This window comes from Streptomyces sp. NPDC093544 (assembly GCF_040683495.1).
In the GTDB taxonomy this organism is placed as follows: Bacteria; Actinomycetota; Actinomycetes; order Streptomycetales; family Streptomycetaceae; genus Streptomyces.
Genome location: NZ_JBFBEA010000006.1, coordinates 176848 through 191886, shown reverse-complemented (window position 1 = coordinate 191886; position 15039 = coordinate 176848). Strand labels below are relative to the sequence as shown.

Below are 15039 nucleotides of genomic sequence, written 5' to 3'. Positions count from 1 at the left end.
AAGTTTCCACTTGTGAGTGAGACAACGCATGACGGCGGAGTCGCGGTGAGCGAACGACCGTCGCCCGATGACGGGCTCTCCGCGGCCGAGGTGGCCGCCAAGTACGGGCTCGCGGTCAGCGGTGCCCGGCCGGGGCTTGCCGAGTACGTGCGTCAGCTGTGGGGAAGACGGCACTTCATCATCGCCTTCTCGCAGGCGAGACTGACCGCCCAGTACAGCCAGGCCAAGCTCGGCCAGCTGTGGCAGGTCGTGACCCCGCTGCTCAACGCCTTTGTGTACTTCCTTATCTTCGGGTTGATCCTGCAGGCCGACCGCGGCATGTCGGTCGAGGTGTACATCCCGTTCCTGGTGACGGGGGTCTTCACCTTCACCTTCACCCAGAGTTCGGTGATGTCCGGAGTGCGGGCGATCTCCGGAAACCTCGGGCTGGTGAGGGCGCTGCACTTCCCGCGCGCAGCGCTGCCCATCTCGTTCTCGCTGCAACAGCTCCAGCAGCTGCTCTTTTCGATGATCGTGCTGTTCGCCGTCGCGATCGGATTCGGCAGCTACCCGACTCTGTCGTGGCTGCTGATCGTCCCGGTCCTCGCGCTGCAGTTCCTCTTCAACATCGGCCTCGCGCTGATCATGGCGCGGCTGGGTTCCAAGACCCCGGACCTCGCGCAGCTCATGCCGTTCGTGATGCGTACGTGGATGTACGCGTCCGGCGTCATGTACTCCATCCCTGTGATGCTCGCCTCCAAGCCGCAGTGGATCGCCGACGTCCTGCAGTGGAACCCCGCCGCGATCTACATGGACCTGATGCGTTTCGCACTCATCGACTCCTACGGCTCCGACAACCTGCCCCCGCACGTCTGGGCGGTCGCGGGCGGCTGGGCCGTCTTCGTCGCGGTCGGCGGGTTCGTGTACTTCTGGAAGGCGGAAGAGAGGTACGGACGTGGCTGAGCAGCGCACCGACTCCCACATCCCCACCGTCATCGCCGACGAGCTGCACATCGTCTACCGCGTCAACGGCGCCAAGACCGGCAAGGGCAGCGCCACCTCCGCGCTCAGCCGCATGTTCAAGCGCGGCGAGGAGCGGGGCGTACGCAAGGTGCACGCCGTCCGGGGCGTCTCCTTCGCCGCCTACCGGGGCGAGGCCGTCGGCCTGATCGGCTCGAACGGCTCAGGCAAGTCCACCCTCCTGCGCGCCATCGCCGGACTGCTGCCCGCGGAGAAGGGCAAGGTCTACACCGACGGCCAGCCCTCCCTGCTCGGCGTCAACGCCGCCCTCATGAACGATCTGACGGGCGAGCGGAACGTCATCCTGGGCGGGCTCGCGATGGGCATGACCCGCGAGCAGATCAAGGAGCGCTACGAGGAGATCGTCGACTTCTCGGGCATCAACGAGAAGGGTGACTTCATCACCCTCCCGATGCGCACCTACTCGTCCGGCATGGCGGCCCGCCTGCGGTTCTCCATCGCGGCCGCCAAGGACCACGACGTCCTGATGATCGACGAGGCCCTGGCCACCGGTGACCGCAAGTTCCAGAAGCGCTCCGAGGAGCGCATCCGGGAGCTGCGCAAGAGCGCCGGCACGGTGTTTCTGGTCAGTCACAACAACAAGTCGATCCGCGACACCTGCGACCGCGTGCTCTGGCTGGAGCGCGGTGAGCTGCGGATGGACGGCCCCACCGAAGAGGTCCTCAAGGAGTACGAGAAGTTCACGGGCAAGTAGCCCATTTCGCCCAGGGCCCCGCCGGAACGATTCGGCGGGGCCCTGCGTCTGCAAAGGAAACGCCAACTCACGGCGTGCTTAGGAATCTTGACGCCAATCGGTGTGTTGTTGTGATGTGCAGGACACCCCGACGGACTGTGCCGCGTTGTACAACGTAAGCTGTACCGGTGCTGATTCGCGGCAAGTAGGGCGATAATGCGCGCACCCGGCACGGCTGCGCCGCGCGGACATCTGCGCGGCGTGTCCGAAATGGGCACTATTGGGTGAGCAGTGTAGAACGGGAGATGTGACGGCAATGGCTACGGAAACTCTCCAGCTCCGCGATGCGTGTGCCGTCCCCGCGCCGGGCGGCGAGCGGTGACCGAAGCCGGGACGGCACGCACCGGGGACCCGGAGCGCGACACCCTCGACAAGGCCGCGGACGAGAACTTCCCCGTGGCGCCCTTCTTCCTGCCCAAGGCCTGGCGCGACGACCTGATGGCCGTGTACGGCTTCGCCCGCCTCGTCGACGACATCGGCGACGGCGACCTGGCCCCCGGTGGCGCGGACGCCCGCCTGCTCGGCGTGGCGCCCACCGAGGCCGAGGACCGTCTCGCCCTCCTCGACGCCTTCGAGGCCGACCTGCACCGTGTGTTCGACTCGACCCCGCGCCACCCGCTGCTGCGCCGTCTCCAGCCCACGGTCCGGCGCTCCGGCCTCACCCCCGAGCCCTTTCTCGGCCTGATCGCGGCGAACCGCCAGGACCAGCTGGTCACGCGGTACGAGACCTATGACGATCTCGTGGCCTACTGCGAACTCTCCGCCAACCCCGTCGGCCGCCTCGTCCTGGCCGTCACGGGCACCGAGACCCCCGAGCGCGTCCGCCGCTCCGACGCGGTGTGCACGGCCCTGCAAATTGTCGAACACCTTCAGGACGTCGCCGAGGACCTCGGCCGCGACCGCATCTATCTCCCCGCCGAGGACATGAAGCGCTTTCATGTCCAAGAGGCTGATCTGGCCCTGCCCACGGCAGGCGCATCGGTGCGCGCACTGGTTGCATACGAAGCAGAACGCGCCCGGAACCTCCTGAATGAAGGCACCCCCCTCGTGGGTAGCGTCCACGGCAGGCTCAAGCTGCTGCTCGCGGGGTTCGTCGCGGGGGGAAGGGCGGCGATCCGTGCGATCGTCGCCGCCGAATATGACGTACTTCCCGGCCCGCCGAAGCCCGGCAAGCTCCAGTTGCTGCGCGAGGTGGGAGTGACCCTGCGAGGAAAGGGGTGATCCGGACCGTGGAGTCGGACCCGCACGTGCCCGCGCCGGTACTCGCCGCTTACAGCTACTGCGAAGCAGTAACGAGTCAGCAGGCGCGTAATTTCGCGTACGGCATCAGACTTCTGCCGACATCCAAGCGACGCGCGATGTCGGCGCTCTACGCGTTCTCACGGCGCGTGGACGACATCGGCGACGGTGCGCTCCCGACGGACGTGAAGGCGTCCCGGCTGGAGGACACCCGGGCACTGCTCGCCCGGGTGCGCGACGGATCCGTCGACGAGGACGACACCGACCCGGTCGCGGTCGCCCTCAGCCATACCGCCGAGTACTTCCCGGTGCCCCTCAGCGGCCTCGACGAACTCATCGACGGCGTCCTCATGGACGTACGCGGTGAGACATATGAGACGTGGGACGACCTGAAGGTCTACTGCCGGTGTGTGGCCGGGGCGATCGGGCGGCTCTCGCTCGGCGTGTTCGGTACGGAGCCGGGGGCGCGCGGAGCCGAGCGAGCGCCGGAGTATGCCGACACGCTCGGGCTCGCGCTCCAGCTCACCAACATCCTGAGGGACGTACGTGAGGACGCCGAGGGCGGGCGTACGTATCTGCCCGCCGACGACCTCGCCAAGTTCGGCTGCTCGGCCGGGTTCAACGGGCCGACGCCGCCGCCCGGCTCCGACTTCGCGGGCCTCGTGCACTTCGAAGTGCGCCGGGCCCGCGCTCTTTTCGCCGAGGGCTACGGGCTGCTGCCCATGTTGGACCGGCGCAGCGGCGCCTGTGTCGCGGCCATGGCCGGCATCTACCGCCGCCTCCTGGACCGCATCGAGCGCGAGCCGGAGGCCGTGCTGCGCGGCCGTGTCTCGTTGCCGGGGCGCGAGAAGGCGTACGTCGCCGTGCGCGGCCTCTCGGGACTCGACGCCCGGCACGTATCCCGCCGGACCGTCAGGAGGCGCGCCTGATGGACAATTTGGGCCAAGGTGATTCCATTGGCGAAAAGTGGCACGCAACCCTCCGCAGCCGCGGGGCGTCCCTGACTTCAATGGCCTGCCGCCCACTGTTCGATCTCCGCGGTACGGCCCAGGGGGAGAGTGCACGATGAGTGACGTCACGCAGCCCGCGGACACCGCGGGTCGCCCGGGCACGGCAGCCGCCGTGGTGGTCGGCGGCGGGCTCGCCGGGATCACCGCCGCGCTGGCACTCGCCGACGCCGGGGTGCGCGTGACGCTGCTCGAAGGCCGGCCGAGGCTCGGCGGGCTCGCCTTCTCCTTCCAGCGCGGCGACCTCACCGTGGACAACGGTCAGCATGTGTATCTGCGGTGCTGCACCGCCTACCGATGGTTCCTCGACCGCGTCGACGGAGCCTCGCTCGCGCCACTGCAGGATCGTCTCGACGTGCCCGTTCTCGACGCCGAGGCGAAACCCGGGCGGCGGCTCGGCAGAATCGGCCGCACCGCTTTGCCGGTACCGCTGCATCTGGCGAAAAGCCTCGCGACCTATCCCCATCTGTCGCTCGCCGAGCGCGCCAAAGTCGGGCGGGCCGCCTTGGCGCTCAAGGGGCTCGACCTCGCCGATCCGGCGCTCGACGCGCAGAACTTCGGCAGCTGGCTGGCCGCGCACGGTCAGTCGGAGCGTGCCGTCGAGGCACTATGGGACCTGGTGGGGGTCGCCACCCTCAACGCGGTGGCCAAAGACTCTTCGCTCGGGCTCGCCGCGATGGTGTTCAAGACCGGTCTGCTGTCCGACCCGGGCGCGGCCGACATCGGCTGGGCGCGCGTCCCGCTGGGCGAACTGCACGACACCCTGGCCCGCAAGGCGCTCGACTCCGCGGGCGTCCGTACCGAAGTCCGTACACGCGTCACCTCCATCTCCCCTAACGGGAACGGGCGCTGGAGGGTTCAGGTTCCCGGCGAGACACTCGATGCCGACACGGTCGTCCTCGCCGTACCGCATCGTGAAGCCCACGATCTGCTGCCCGAGGGCGCACTCGACGCCCCGGAGCGGCTCCTCGAGATCGGCACGGCGCCGATTCTCAACGTCCATGTCGTCTACGACCGCAAAGTGCTCACGCGGCCGTTCTTCGCGGCGCTCGGCTCCCCTGTGCAGTGGGTCTTCGACCGCACCGAGGCCTCCGGACTGAGGGAGGGGCAGTACCTGGCCCTCTCGCAGTCGGCCGCACAGGACGAGATCGACGAGCCGGTGTCCGTACTGCGCGAGCGCTATCTGCCGGAGCTGGAGCGGCTGCTGCCCGGCGCGCGCGGTGCGCAGGTGACGGACTTCTTCGTGACCCGGGAGCGTACGGCGACGTTCGCCCCCACCCCAGGCGTCGGGCGGCTGCGGCCCGGCGCTCGTACCAAGGCTCCCGGTCTGTATCTGGCCGGAGCGTGGACCGCCACAGGGTGGCCCGCGACCATGGAGAGTGCGGTCCGCAGTGGTCTCAGTGCGGCGGAAGCCGCGCTGGGCGCCCTGGGCCGGCCCCGCGAGCCCCTCTTCGAAGCAGAGGAGGCAGCCTGATGCTCGATCAGCGCGCGGCCGACCCCCGCACTCTCGGTACCGCAACAAGAGGAGAGACTGTGCCCACTGTGCCCCCGGCCGAAACGGCTGCCGACGCGGTGGACGTGACCGCGCTCCTGGAGCGCGGCCGGACCCTGGCCACACCGGTGCTGCGAGCGGCCGTCGACCGCCTGGCGCCTCCCATGGACACTGTCGCCGCCTACCACTTCGGCTGGATCGACGCCGAGGGAAACCCCGCGGACGGCGACGGCGGCAAGGCCGTACGCCCCGCGCTCGCCGTCCTGTCCGCGCAGGCCGCCGGTGCCGCTCCCGAGGTGGGAGTGCCGGGCGCGGTCTCCGTCGAACTGGTGCACAACTTCTCGCTGTTGCACGACGACCTGATGGACGGCGACGAACAGCGCCGCCACCGCGACACCGTCTGGAAGGTGCACGGGCCCGCCCAGGCGATCCTCGTCGGCGACGCCCTGTTCGCACTGGCCAACGAGCTCCTGCTGGAGATCGGGACGGTCGAGGCGGGCCGCGCCACCCGGCGCCTGACCGCAGCCACCCGCGCCCTCATCGACGGCCAGGCCCAGGACATCTCCTACGAGCACCGCGAGCGGGTCACCGTCGAGGAGTGCCTGGAGATGGAGGGCAACAAGACGGGCGCCCTGCTCGCCTGCGCCTGCTCCATCGGCGCGGTGCTCGGCGGCGCGGACGACCACATGGCCGACACCCTGGAGAAGTACGGCTACCACCTCGGCCTCGCCTTCCAGGCCGTCGACGACCTCCTCGGCATCTGGGGCGACCCGGAAGCCACCGGAAAGCAGACCTGGAGCGATCTGCGCCAGCGCAAGAAGTCGCTGCCGGTGGTGGCCGCGCTCGCCGCGGGCGGGCCCGCCTCCGAGCGCCTCGGCGAACTGCTCGCCGCCGACGCCAAGTCCAGTGACTTCGAGAACTTCTCCGAGGAGGAGTTCGCCGTGCGCGCCGCGCTCATCGAGGAGGCCGGCGGCCGCGACTGGACCGCCCAGGAGGCGCGTCGCCAGCACACGATCGCCGTCGAGGCCCTCGACACGATCCATATGCCGGAACAGGTGCGGGCCCAGTTCGTGGAGCTCGCCGACTTCGTCGTCGTACGGAAGAGATGATCAGTATCGGTCGAATAAACCTCGCGTAGTCGCCGGCCGGTGCCGCGGGAGAACGCGCACCGGCCGACGGCGGACCCACAGCAGAGACATGCCACTGCACGAAGGGGAAGCCATGACAGCGACGACCGACGGAAGTACCGGGGCCATGCCGCCCCGCACTGCCTCGGCCCGCGAAACCGCAGAAACGACAACTCCCGGGGCGGCCGGGACAGTCGAGACCCGAGACGCCGCCACGCGCGCGATAGAGCGCGCCACCGACTTCCTGCTCTCGCGGCAGGACGCCGAGGGCTGGTGGAAGGGCGACCTCGAGACGAACGTCACGATGGACGCCGAAGACCTGCTCCTGCGGCAGTTCCTGGGCATCCGCGACGAGACGACCACCCGCGCCGCCGGACTCTTCATCCGCGGCGAGCAGCGCGACGACGGCACCTGGGCCACGTTCTACGGCGGACCGGGTGAACTCTCCACCACCATCGAGGCGTACGTCGCCCTGCGGCTGGCCGGGGACGCCCCGGACGAGCCGCACATGGCGAAGGCGTCCGCGTGGATCCGCGAGCGGGGCGGTATCGCCTCGGCCCGTGTCTTCACCCGGATCTGGCTCGCCCTGTTCGGCTGGTGGAAGTGGGACGACCTGCCCGAACTCCCGCCGGAGCTCATCTACTTCCCGAAGTGGATGCCGCTCAACATCTACGACTTCGGGTGCTGGGCGCGGCAGACGATCGTGCCGCTCACCATCGTCTCGGCGACGCGTCCGGTGCGGCCCGCGCCGTTCCCGCTCGACGAGCTGCACACCGACGCCCGCAATCCCAACCCGGTCAAGCCCCTTGCACCGGTGGCGAGTTGGGACGGCGTGTTCGAGCGCCTCGACAAGGCTCTGCACCAGTACCGCAAGGTCGCGCCGCGGCGGCTGCGCAGAGCGGCGATGAACACGGCGGGGCGCTGGATCATCGAGCGACAGGAGAACGACGGCTGCTGGGGAGGAATCCAGCCGCCCGCCGTGTACTCGGTCATCGCACTCCATCTGCTCGGCTACGACCTCGAACACCCGCTGATTCGTGCCGGGTTGGAGTCGCTGGACCGTTTCGCCATCTGGCGGGAGGACGGGTCCCGGATGATCGAGGCCTGCCAGTCGCCGGTGTGGGACACCTGTCTGGCCACGATCGCCCTCGCCGACGCGGGTGTCCCCGCCGACCATCCGCAGCTGGTGAAGGCCGCGGACTGGATGCTGGGGGAGGAGATCGTCCGGCCCGGCGACTGGTCGGTCAAGCGGCCCCATCTGCCGCCGGGCGGCTGGGCGTTCGAGTTCCACAACGACAACTACCCCGACATCGACGACACCGCCGAGGTGGTCCTCGCACTGCGCCGGGTCAAGCACCACGACCCGGAGCGCCTCGAGAACGCCATCGGGCGCGGAGTGCGCTGGAATCTCGGTATGCAGTCCAAGAACGGTGCCTGGGGCGCCTTCGACGTCGACAACACCAGCGCCTTCCCCAACCGGCTGCCGTTCTGCGACTTCGGCGAGGTCATCGACCCGCCGTCCGCCGACGTCACCGCGCATGTCGTCGAGATGCTCGCCTTCGAGGGGCTCTCGCACGATCCGCGCACCCGCCGGGGCATCGAGTGGCTGCTCGCCGAACAGGAGGCGAACGGCTCCTGGTTCGGGCGCTGGGGCGTCAACTACGTGTACGGAACAGGGTCGGTGGTGCCCGCGCTGGTCGCCGCCGGACTGCCCGGTTCACACCCGGCGATCCGCCGGGCCGTGGCCTGGCTGGAGACCGTACAGAACGACGACGGGGGCTGGGGCGAGGATCTTCGCTCCTACCACGACGTCCCCGAGTGGAGCGGCCGCGGCGCCTCGACGGCCTCACAGACCGGGTGGGCGCTGCTCGCACTGCTCGCGGCGGGGGAGCGCGACTCCAAAGCCGCCGAGCGCGGCGTCGCCTGGCTCGCGGAGACCCAGCTGGCGGACGGCTCCTGGGACGAGCCGTACTTCACCGGCACCGGGTTCCCGTGGGACTTCTCGATCAACTACAACCTCTACCGCCAGGTCTTTCCACTCACCGCACTCGGCCGGTACGTCCACGGCGAGCCCTTCGCCGTGGCCAAGGGGGGCTGATGGGTACGAAGCCCGAACCGGCCCCGCTGCTCATCGCCTGCGCGCTCGGCATCGAGCACCTCGCGCTGCGCAGCGGCGACCGTGGCGGCGCCGACGGGCCCGTCACCGTGCTGCGTACGGGCATGGGGCCCAAGGCCGCCGAACGGGCGGTCACCCGGATCCTCGCGGACCCGGCACTGAGCGAGGCGGCCGTCCTGGCCACGGGGTTCTGCGCGGGGCTCGCCCCGGGCATGCACCCCGGGGACCTGGTCGTCGCCGAGGAAACACGGGACGCGCACGGCAGCACGCCGTGCGTGGGTACCGAATTGCTGGTCAAGGAACTGGTGCGTGCCGTGCCTGGGCGCACCGTCCACACGGGGCCGCTCATGGGCTCCGATCACGTCGTCCGCGGTCACGAACGGTCGGATCTGCTCGCAACCGGCGCGATCGCGGTCGACATGGAATCGGCGTCCACGCTCCAGAGCGCCGTGCGCACGGGCGTGCGCCCGGTTGCGGCCGTACGGGTGGTCGTGGACGCTCCAGAACATGAACTCGTCCGTATCGGTACGGTGCGCGGTGGAATATCAGCTTTCCGTGTTCTTCGTGCCGTCCTTCCCGCTTTTTATGAATGGCACCGTTCTTTGCTGCTCCCTCGGAGGTGAGCCAGATGGCCATGCCACTTCGGCAGTCCATGAAGGTCGCTGCATACCTGTTTGAACAGAAGCTCAGGAAGCGGGACAAGTTCGCGCTGATCGTCGAGCTGGAACCCCTCTTCGCCTGCAACCTCGCGTGCGAGGGCTGCGGGAAGATCCAGCACCCCGCCGGGGTGCTGAAGCAGCGGATGCCCGTGGCCCAGGCCGTGGGCGCGGTGCTCGAGTCGGGCGCGCCGATGGTGTCCATCGCCGGCGGCGAACCGCTGATGCACCCTCAGATCGACGAGATCGTGCGGCAGTTGGTGGCCAAGAAGAAGTTCGTCTTCCTGTGCACCAACGCGATGCTGCTGCGCAAGAAGATGGACAAGTTCAAGCCCTCGCCGTACTTCGCGTGGGCCGTGCACATCGACGGGCTGCGCGAGCGGCACGACGAGTCCGTCGCCAAGGAAGGCGTCTTCGACGAGGCGGTCGAAGCCATCAAGGAGGCCAAGCGCCGCGGCTTCCGGGTCACCACCAACTCGACGTTCTTCAACACCGACACCCCGCAGACCATCATCGAGGTCCTCAACTTCCTCAACGACGACCTGAAGGTCGACGAGATGATGCTCTCGCCCGCCTACGCCTACGAGAAGGCTCCCGACCAGGAGCACTTCCTCGGCGTCCAGCAGACCCGGGAGCTCTTCAAGAAGGCCTTCGCGGGCGGCAACCGGCGCCGCTGGCGCCTCAACCACAGCCCGCTCTTCCTCGACTTCCTGGAAGGCAAGGTCGACTTCCCGTGCACGGCCTGGGCGATCCCGAGCTACTCGCTCTTCGGCTGGCAGAAACCCTGCTATCTGATGAGCGACGGGTACGTACAGACGTACAAGCAACTCCTGGAGGAGACCGACTGGGACTCCTACGGCCGCGGCAAGGACGACCGGTGTGCCAACTGCATGGCGCACTGCGGCTACGAGCCGACGGCCGTCCTCGCCACCATGAGCTCCCTCAAGGAGTCCATCCGCGCCTCACGCGAGACCTTCATGGAAAGCCGCGTGTGACGTCATGACCGCCATTTCCTTGGGCCTCCCCGAGGTGCCGGTCCGACCGATCGCGGAGCGCCGTGTCTCGCGGCAGATCCAGGTCGGACCGGTGGCGGTCGGGGGCGGAGCGCCGGTGTCGGTGCAGTCGATGACGACGACGCGTACGTCGGACATCGGTGCCACCTTGCAGCAGATCGCGGAACTCACCGCGTCCGGCTGCCAGATCGTCCGCGTCGCCTGTCCCACACAGGACGACGCGGACGCCCTCGCGACCATCGCCAAGAAATCGCAGATCCCGGTGATCGCGGACATCCACTTCCAGCCGAAGTACGTGTTCGCGGCCATCGACGCCGGCTGCGCGGCGGTCCGCGTGAATCCGGGCAACATCAAGCAGTTCGATGACAAGGTGCGGGAGATCGCGCGGGCGGCCTCCGCCGCGGGAACTCCGATCCGGATCGGGGTCAACGCCGGGTCGCTCGACCAGCGGCTGCTGAAGAAGTACGGCAAGGCGACGCCCGAGGCGCTCGTCGAGTCGGCTCTGTGGGAGGCGTCGCTCTTCGAGGAGCACGGGTTCCGGGACATCAAGATCTCGGTGAAGCACAACGACCCCGTGGTCATGGTCAACGCGTACCGGCAGCTGGCGGCCCAGTGCGACTACCCGCTGCATCTCGGTGTGACGGAGGCGGGACCGGCGTTCCAGGGGACCATCAAGTCGGCTGTCGCCTTCGGGGCGTTGCTCAGCGAGGGCATCGGGGACACCATCCGGGTGTCCCTGAGCGCGCCGCCCGCCGAGGAGTGCAAGGTCGGCATGCAGATCCTGGAGTCGCTCGGGCTGCGGGAGCGGCGCCTGGAGATCGTCTCGTGCCCGTCCTGCGGGCGCGCCCAGGTCGACGTGTACAAGCTGGCCGACGAGGTCACGGCCGGCCTGGAGGGGATGGAGGTCCCGTTGCGCGTCGCGGTCATGGGCTGCGTCGTCAACGGCCCCGGTGAGGCGCGGGAGGCGGACCTGGGGGTCGCTTCCGGCAACGGCAAGGGGCAGATCTTCGTCAAGGGTGAGGTCGTCAAGACCGTGCCCGAGTCGAAGATCGTGGAGACCCTCATCGAAGAGGCGATGAAGATCGCCGAGCAGATGGAGAACGACGGCGTCGCGTCCGGCGAACCGGCCGTCACCGTGAGTTGATCAGCACGGACCGAGAGGGGGCCCGAGCGTGACGATTCTGGAGAGCATCCGGGGACCACGCGACCTGAAGGCGCTGTCCGAGGCGGAGGTCGGTGAACTGGCCGATGAGATCCGGGAGTTCCTGGTGCACGCGGTCGCGAGGACCGGCGGTCACCTCGGGCCCAATCTGGGGGTGGTGGAACTCTCCATCGCGCTCCACCGGGCCTTCGAGTCGCCCGTCGACCGCATCCTGTGGGACACCGGCCATCAGAGCTACGTACACAAGCTGCTGACGGGGCGTCAGGACTTCTCCAAGCTGCGCGGCAAGGGCGGCCTGTCCGGCTACCCGTCGCGTGAGGAGTCCGAGCACGACATCATCGAGAACAGTCACGCCTCCACGGTGCTCGGCTGGGCGGACGGGCTGGCCAAGGCCCGTCAGGTGCAGGGCGAGAAGAGGCACGTCGTCGCGGTCATCGGCGACGGCGCGCTCACCGGGGGCATGGCGTGGGAGGCGCTGAACAACATCGCCGCGGCGAAGGACCGGCCGCTGATCATCGTCGTCAACGACAACGAGCGCTCGTACTCGCCGACCATCGGCGGTCTCGCCAATCACCTGGCGACCCTGCGTACGACGGACAGCTACGAGCAGATCCTCGCCTGGGGCAAGGACGTACTCCAACGCACGCCTGTCATCGGGAACACCGTCTACGAGTCGCTGCACGGAGCGAAGAAGGGGTTCAAGGACGCCTTCGCGCCGCAGGGAATGTTCGAGGACCTGGGGCTCAAGTACGTCGGGCCGATCGACGGGCATGACGTGGGGGCCGTGGAGTCCGCGCTGCGACGTGCGAAACGTTTCCACGGTCCTGTGCTGATCCACTGTCTGACGGAGAAGGGGCGCGGATACGAGCCCGCGCTCGCGCACGAGGAGGACCACTTCCACACGGTCGGTGTGATGGACCCGCTCACCTGCGAGCCCCTCGCGCCCTCCAACGGACCTTCCTGGACCTCGGTGTTCGGCGACGAGATCGTCAGCATCGGGGCGGAGCGCGAGGACGTCGTGGCGATCACGGCGGCCATGCTGCATCCGGTGGGGCTCGGCAAGTTCGCCGAGAAGTTCCCCGACCGGGTGTGGGACGTCGGCATCGCCGAGCAGCACGCCGCGGTGTCCGCGGCCGGGCTCGCAACCGGCGGACTGCATCCCGTCGTCGCCGTCTACGCCACCTTCCTCAACCGCGCCTTCGACCAGCTCCTGATGGATGTGGCACTACACCGGTGCGGTGTCACCTTCGTCCTGGACCGGGCCGGAGTCACGGGCGTGGACGGTGCCTCGCACAACGGCATGTGGGACATGTCGATCCTCCAGGTCGTGCCGGGGCTCAGGATCGCCGCGCCGCGCGACGCCGACCAACTGCGGGCGCAGCTGCGGGAGGCGGTCGCCGTCGACGACGCGCCGACGCTGATCCGGTTCCCGAAGGAGTCGGTGGGGCCGGCCATCCCGGCCGTCGACCATGTCGGCGGGATGGATGTCCTGCACCGGGGGGACCGGCCGTCGGTGCTCCTGGTGGCCGTCGGCGTCATGGCGCCGGTCTGCCTCCAGACCGCCGAGCTGCTCGAAGCCCGCGGTATCGGGTGCACCGTCGTCGACCCGCGCTGGGTCAAGCCGGTCGATCCCTCGCTGCCCGGGCTTGCCGCCGAGCACCGCATGGTGGCCGTCGTCGAGGACAACAGCCGGGCGGCCGGGGTCGGCTCGGCGGTCGCGCTGGCATTCGGGGACGCTGAAGTCGACGTACCCGTACGGCGGTTCGGCATTCCGGAGCAGTTCCTCGCGCACGCCAAGCGTGCTGAGGTGCTGGCCGACATAGGTCTCACGCCGGTCGAGATCGCCGGGCGGATCAGCGCCGGTCTGGCAGTCAAGGACGAGCTGTCCAAGGAGAAACAGGAATGACCATCCCTTCAGCTTCAGGGAAGTCGTCTTCTGAGGAGACCTCCTCCTCCGGGAAGTCGTCTTCCCTGAAGTCCCCATCCGGGGCGCAGGAGTTCGACCTCGGTGCGCTGCTCGCCGAACGCGGAGCCGAGCGCTACGAGCTGCACGCCAAGTACCTGAACCACCAGCTCCCGCGCATGCTGCACACCATCGGCTTCGACAAGGTGTACGAGCGGGCCGAGGGCGCGCACTTCTGGGACGCGGACGGGGCGGACTACCTGGACATGCTCGCCGGGTTCGGGGTGATGGGCCTGGGCCGCCACCACCCCGTGGTCCGCCAGGCGCTGCACGACGTCCTCGACGCCTCGCTCGCCGACCTCACCCGCTTCGACTGCCAGCCGCTGCCCGGGCTGCTCGCGGAGCGGCTGCTCGTCCACAGTCCGCATCTGGACCGGGTGTTCTTCGGCAACAGCGGTACGGAAGCTGTCGAGACCGCGCTGAAGTTCGCCAGATACGCGACCGGGAAACCGCGGATCCTGTACTGCCCGCACGCCTTCCACGGGTTGACCACCGGGTCGCTGTCCGTGAACGGCGAGGACGGTTTCCGCGACGGCTTCGCGCCCCTGCTCCCCGACACGGCCGTCCCGCTCGGTGATCTCGACGCCCTGGCAGCGGAGTTGAAGAAGGGCGACGTTGCCGCGCTCATCGTCGAACCCATCCAGGGCAAGGGGGTTCACGAGACACCGCCCGGATATCTGCGCGCAGCCCAGGAGTTGCTGCACAAGCACAAGGCGCTGCTCATCGTCGACGAGGTGCAGACCGGGCTGGGGCGGACCGGGGACTTCTACGCCTATCAGCACGAGGAGGGTGTGGAGCCGGACCTGGTGTGTGTGGCCAAGGCGTTGTCGGGCGGCTATGTGCCGGTCGGCGCCACGCTGGGCAAGGACTGGATCTTCAAGAAGGTCTACTCGTCGATCGACCGGGTCCTGGTGCACTCGGCGAGCTTCGGGTCGAACGCGCAGGCCATGGCGGCGGGCCTTGCCGTGCTCTCGGTCATGGAGAACGAGCAGATCGTGGCCAACGCCCGTGCCACGGGGGAGCAGTTGAAGTCCCGGCTCGCGGCGCTCGTGGACAAGTACGAGCTGCTGAGTGACGTACGTGGCCGGGGGCTGATGATCGGCATCGAGTTCGGGCGGCCCAAGTCGCTGAAGCTGCGCAGCCGTTGGACGATGCTGCAAGCCGCACGCAAGGGGTTGTTCGCGCAGATGGTGGTCGTGCCGCTGCTACAGCGGCACCGCATCCTCACCCAGGTCTCCGGCGATCACCTGGAGGTGATCAAACTGATCCCGCCGTTGGTCATCGACGACCGGGACGTGGACCGCTTCGTGGATGCCTTCACTGCCGTGATGGACGACGCGCACGGCGGGGGCGGGCTGATGTGGGACTTCGGCAAGACCCTGGTGAAGCAGGCGGTGGCGAACCGCTGAGAGTGCGGGCAGTGGTGAACTGAACTGCTGGGAGTGCGGGCAATGCCGAACCGTCGGGTGTTTGCCTCTGAGGCAAGAAATTTGCCTCAGAGGTAAGGCTCG

The 15039-nt window shown here is 68.7% G+C and carries 13 protein-coding genes; all 13 read left to right on the top strand.

All coding sequences use genetic code 11. From position 1 onward, the window contains the following. Positions 1 to 12 precede the first annotated feature (12 nt). The 13 genes from AB0N66_RS10885 to AB0N66_RS10825 all read left to right on the top strand — a co-directional run bounded on the left by AB0N66_RS10885 (position 13) and on the right by AB0N66_RS10825 (position 14937). Positions 13 to 942 (top strand): ABC transporter permease, encoded by a 930-nt coding sequence (locus AB0N66_RS10885; protein WP_365431294.1) that lies wholly within the window; start codon positions 13 to 15, stop codon positions 940 to 942. Beyond that, positions 935 to 1714 carry an ABC transporter ATP-binding protein gene (locus AB0N66_RS10880; protein WP_365431291.1) on the top strand — a complete coding sequence of 260 codons (780 nt, stop codon included), beginning with the start codon at positions 935 to 937 and terminating at the stop codon, positions 1712 to 1714. Before AB0N66_RS10885 ends, AB0N66_RS10880 begins: the two co-directional genes overlap by 8 nt. A 357-nt stretch (positions 1715 to 2071) precedes the next feature. Next, positions 2072 to 2974 carry a squalene synthase HpnC gene (gene hpnC, locus AB0N66_RS10875; protein WP_365431288.1) on the top strand — a complete coding sequence of 301 codons (903 nt, stop codon included), beginning with the start codon at positions 2072 to 2074 and terminating at the stop codon, positions 2972 to 2974. Beyond that, complete coding sequence (gene hpnD / locus AB0N66_RS10870; protein WP_365431285.1) at positions 2971 to 3921, top strand: presqualene diphosphate synthase HpnD; 951 nt, start codon at positions 2971 to 2973, stop codon at positions 3919 to 3921. The genes hpnC and hpnD overlap by 4 nt, the downstream gene beginning before the upstream one ends. Then, a complete protein-coding gene (locus tag AB0N66_RS10865) occupies positions 3921 to 4061 on the top strand; it encodes a DUF6380 family protein (RefSeq protein ID WP_365431282.1) in 141 nt (46 codons plus the stop codon). Before hpnD ends, AB0N66_RS10865 begins: the two co-directional genes overlap by 1 nt. After that, entirely contained in the window at positions 4058 to 5473 is a 1416-nt protein-coding gene (hpnE, locus tag AB0N66_RS10860; protein WP_365431279.1) for a hydroxysqualene dehydroxylase HpnE, read from the top strand. The genes AB0N66_RS10865 and hpnE overlap by 4 nt, the downstream gene beginning before the upstream one ends. Continuing rightward, a complete protein-coding gene (locus AB0N66_RS10855) occupies positions 5473 to 6600 on the top strand; it encodes a polyprenyl synthetase family protein (protein ID WP_365431276.1) in 1128 nt (375 codons plus the stop codon). Before hpnE ends, AB0N66_RS10855 begins: the two co-directional genes overlap by 1 nt. A gap of 112 nt (positions 6601 to 6712) precedes the next feature. Next, the gene (gene shc / locus AB0N66_RS10850) at positions 6713 to 8716 is read left to right on the top strand and encodes a squalene--hopene cyclase (protein WP_365431273.1); all 2004 of its coding nucleotides are present in this window, start codon (positions 6713 to 6715) and stop codon (positions 8714 to 8716) included. Beyond that, positions 8716 to 9357 (top strand): 1-hydroxy-2-methyl-2-butenyl 4-diphosphate reductase, encoded by a 642-nt coding sequence (locus tag AB0N66_RS10845; protein ID WP_365431270.1) that lies wholly within the window; start codon positions 8716 to 8718, stop codon positions 9355 to 9357. The genes shc and AB0N66_RS10845 overlap by 1 nt, the downstream gene beginning before the upstream one ends. Before the next feature lie 5 nt (positions 9358 to 9362). Then, positions 9363 to 10385: an adenosyl-hopene transferase HpnH gene (hpnH, locus tag AB0N66_RS10840; RefSeq protein WP_365431267.1), complete on the top strand. Its 1023-nt coding sequence runs from the start codon at positions 9363 to 9365 to the stop codon at positions 10383 to 10385. A gap of 4 nt (positions 10386 to 10389) precedes the next feature. Next, the gene (ispG, locus tag AB0N66_RS10835; protein WP_365431264.1) at positions 10390 to 11547 is read left to right on the top strand and encodes a flavodoxin-dependent (E)-4-hydroxy-3-methylbut-2-enyl-diphosphate synthase; all 1158 of its coding nucleotides are present in this window, start codon (positions 10390 to 10392) and stop codon (positions 11545 to 11547) included. 28 nt (positions 11548 to 11575) lie between these two features. Beyond that, the gene (gene dxs, locus AB0N66_RS10830) at positions 11576 to 13471 is read left to right on the top strand and encodes a 1-deoxy-D-xylulose-5-phosphate synthase (protein ID WP_365431261.1); all 1896 of its coding nucleotides are present in this window, start codon (positions 11576 to 11578) and stop codon (positions 13469 to 13471) included. Next, a complete protein-coding gene (locus tag AB0N66_RS10825; protein WP_365431258.1) occupies positions 13468 to 14937 on the top strand; it encodes an aspartate aminotransferase family protein in 1470 nt (489 codons plus the stop codon). Before dxs ends, AB0N66_RS10825 begins: the two co-directional genes overlap by 4 nt. The last annotated feature ends 102 nt before the right edge of the window (positions 14938 to 15039 follow it).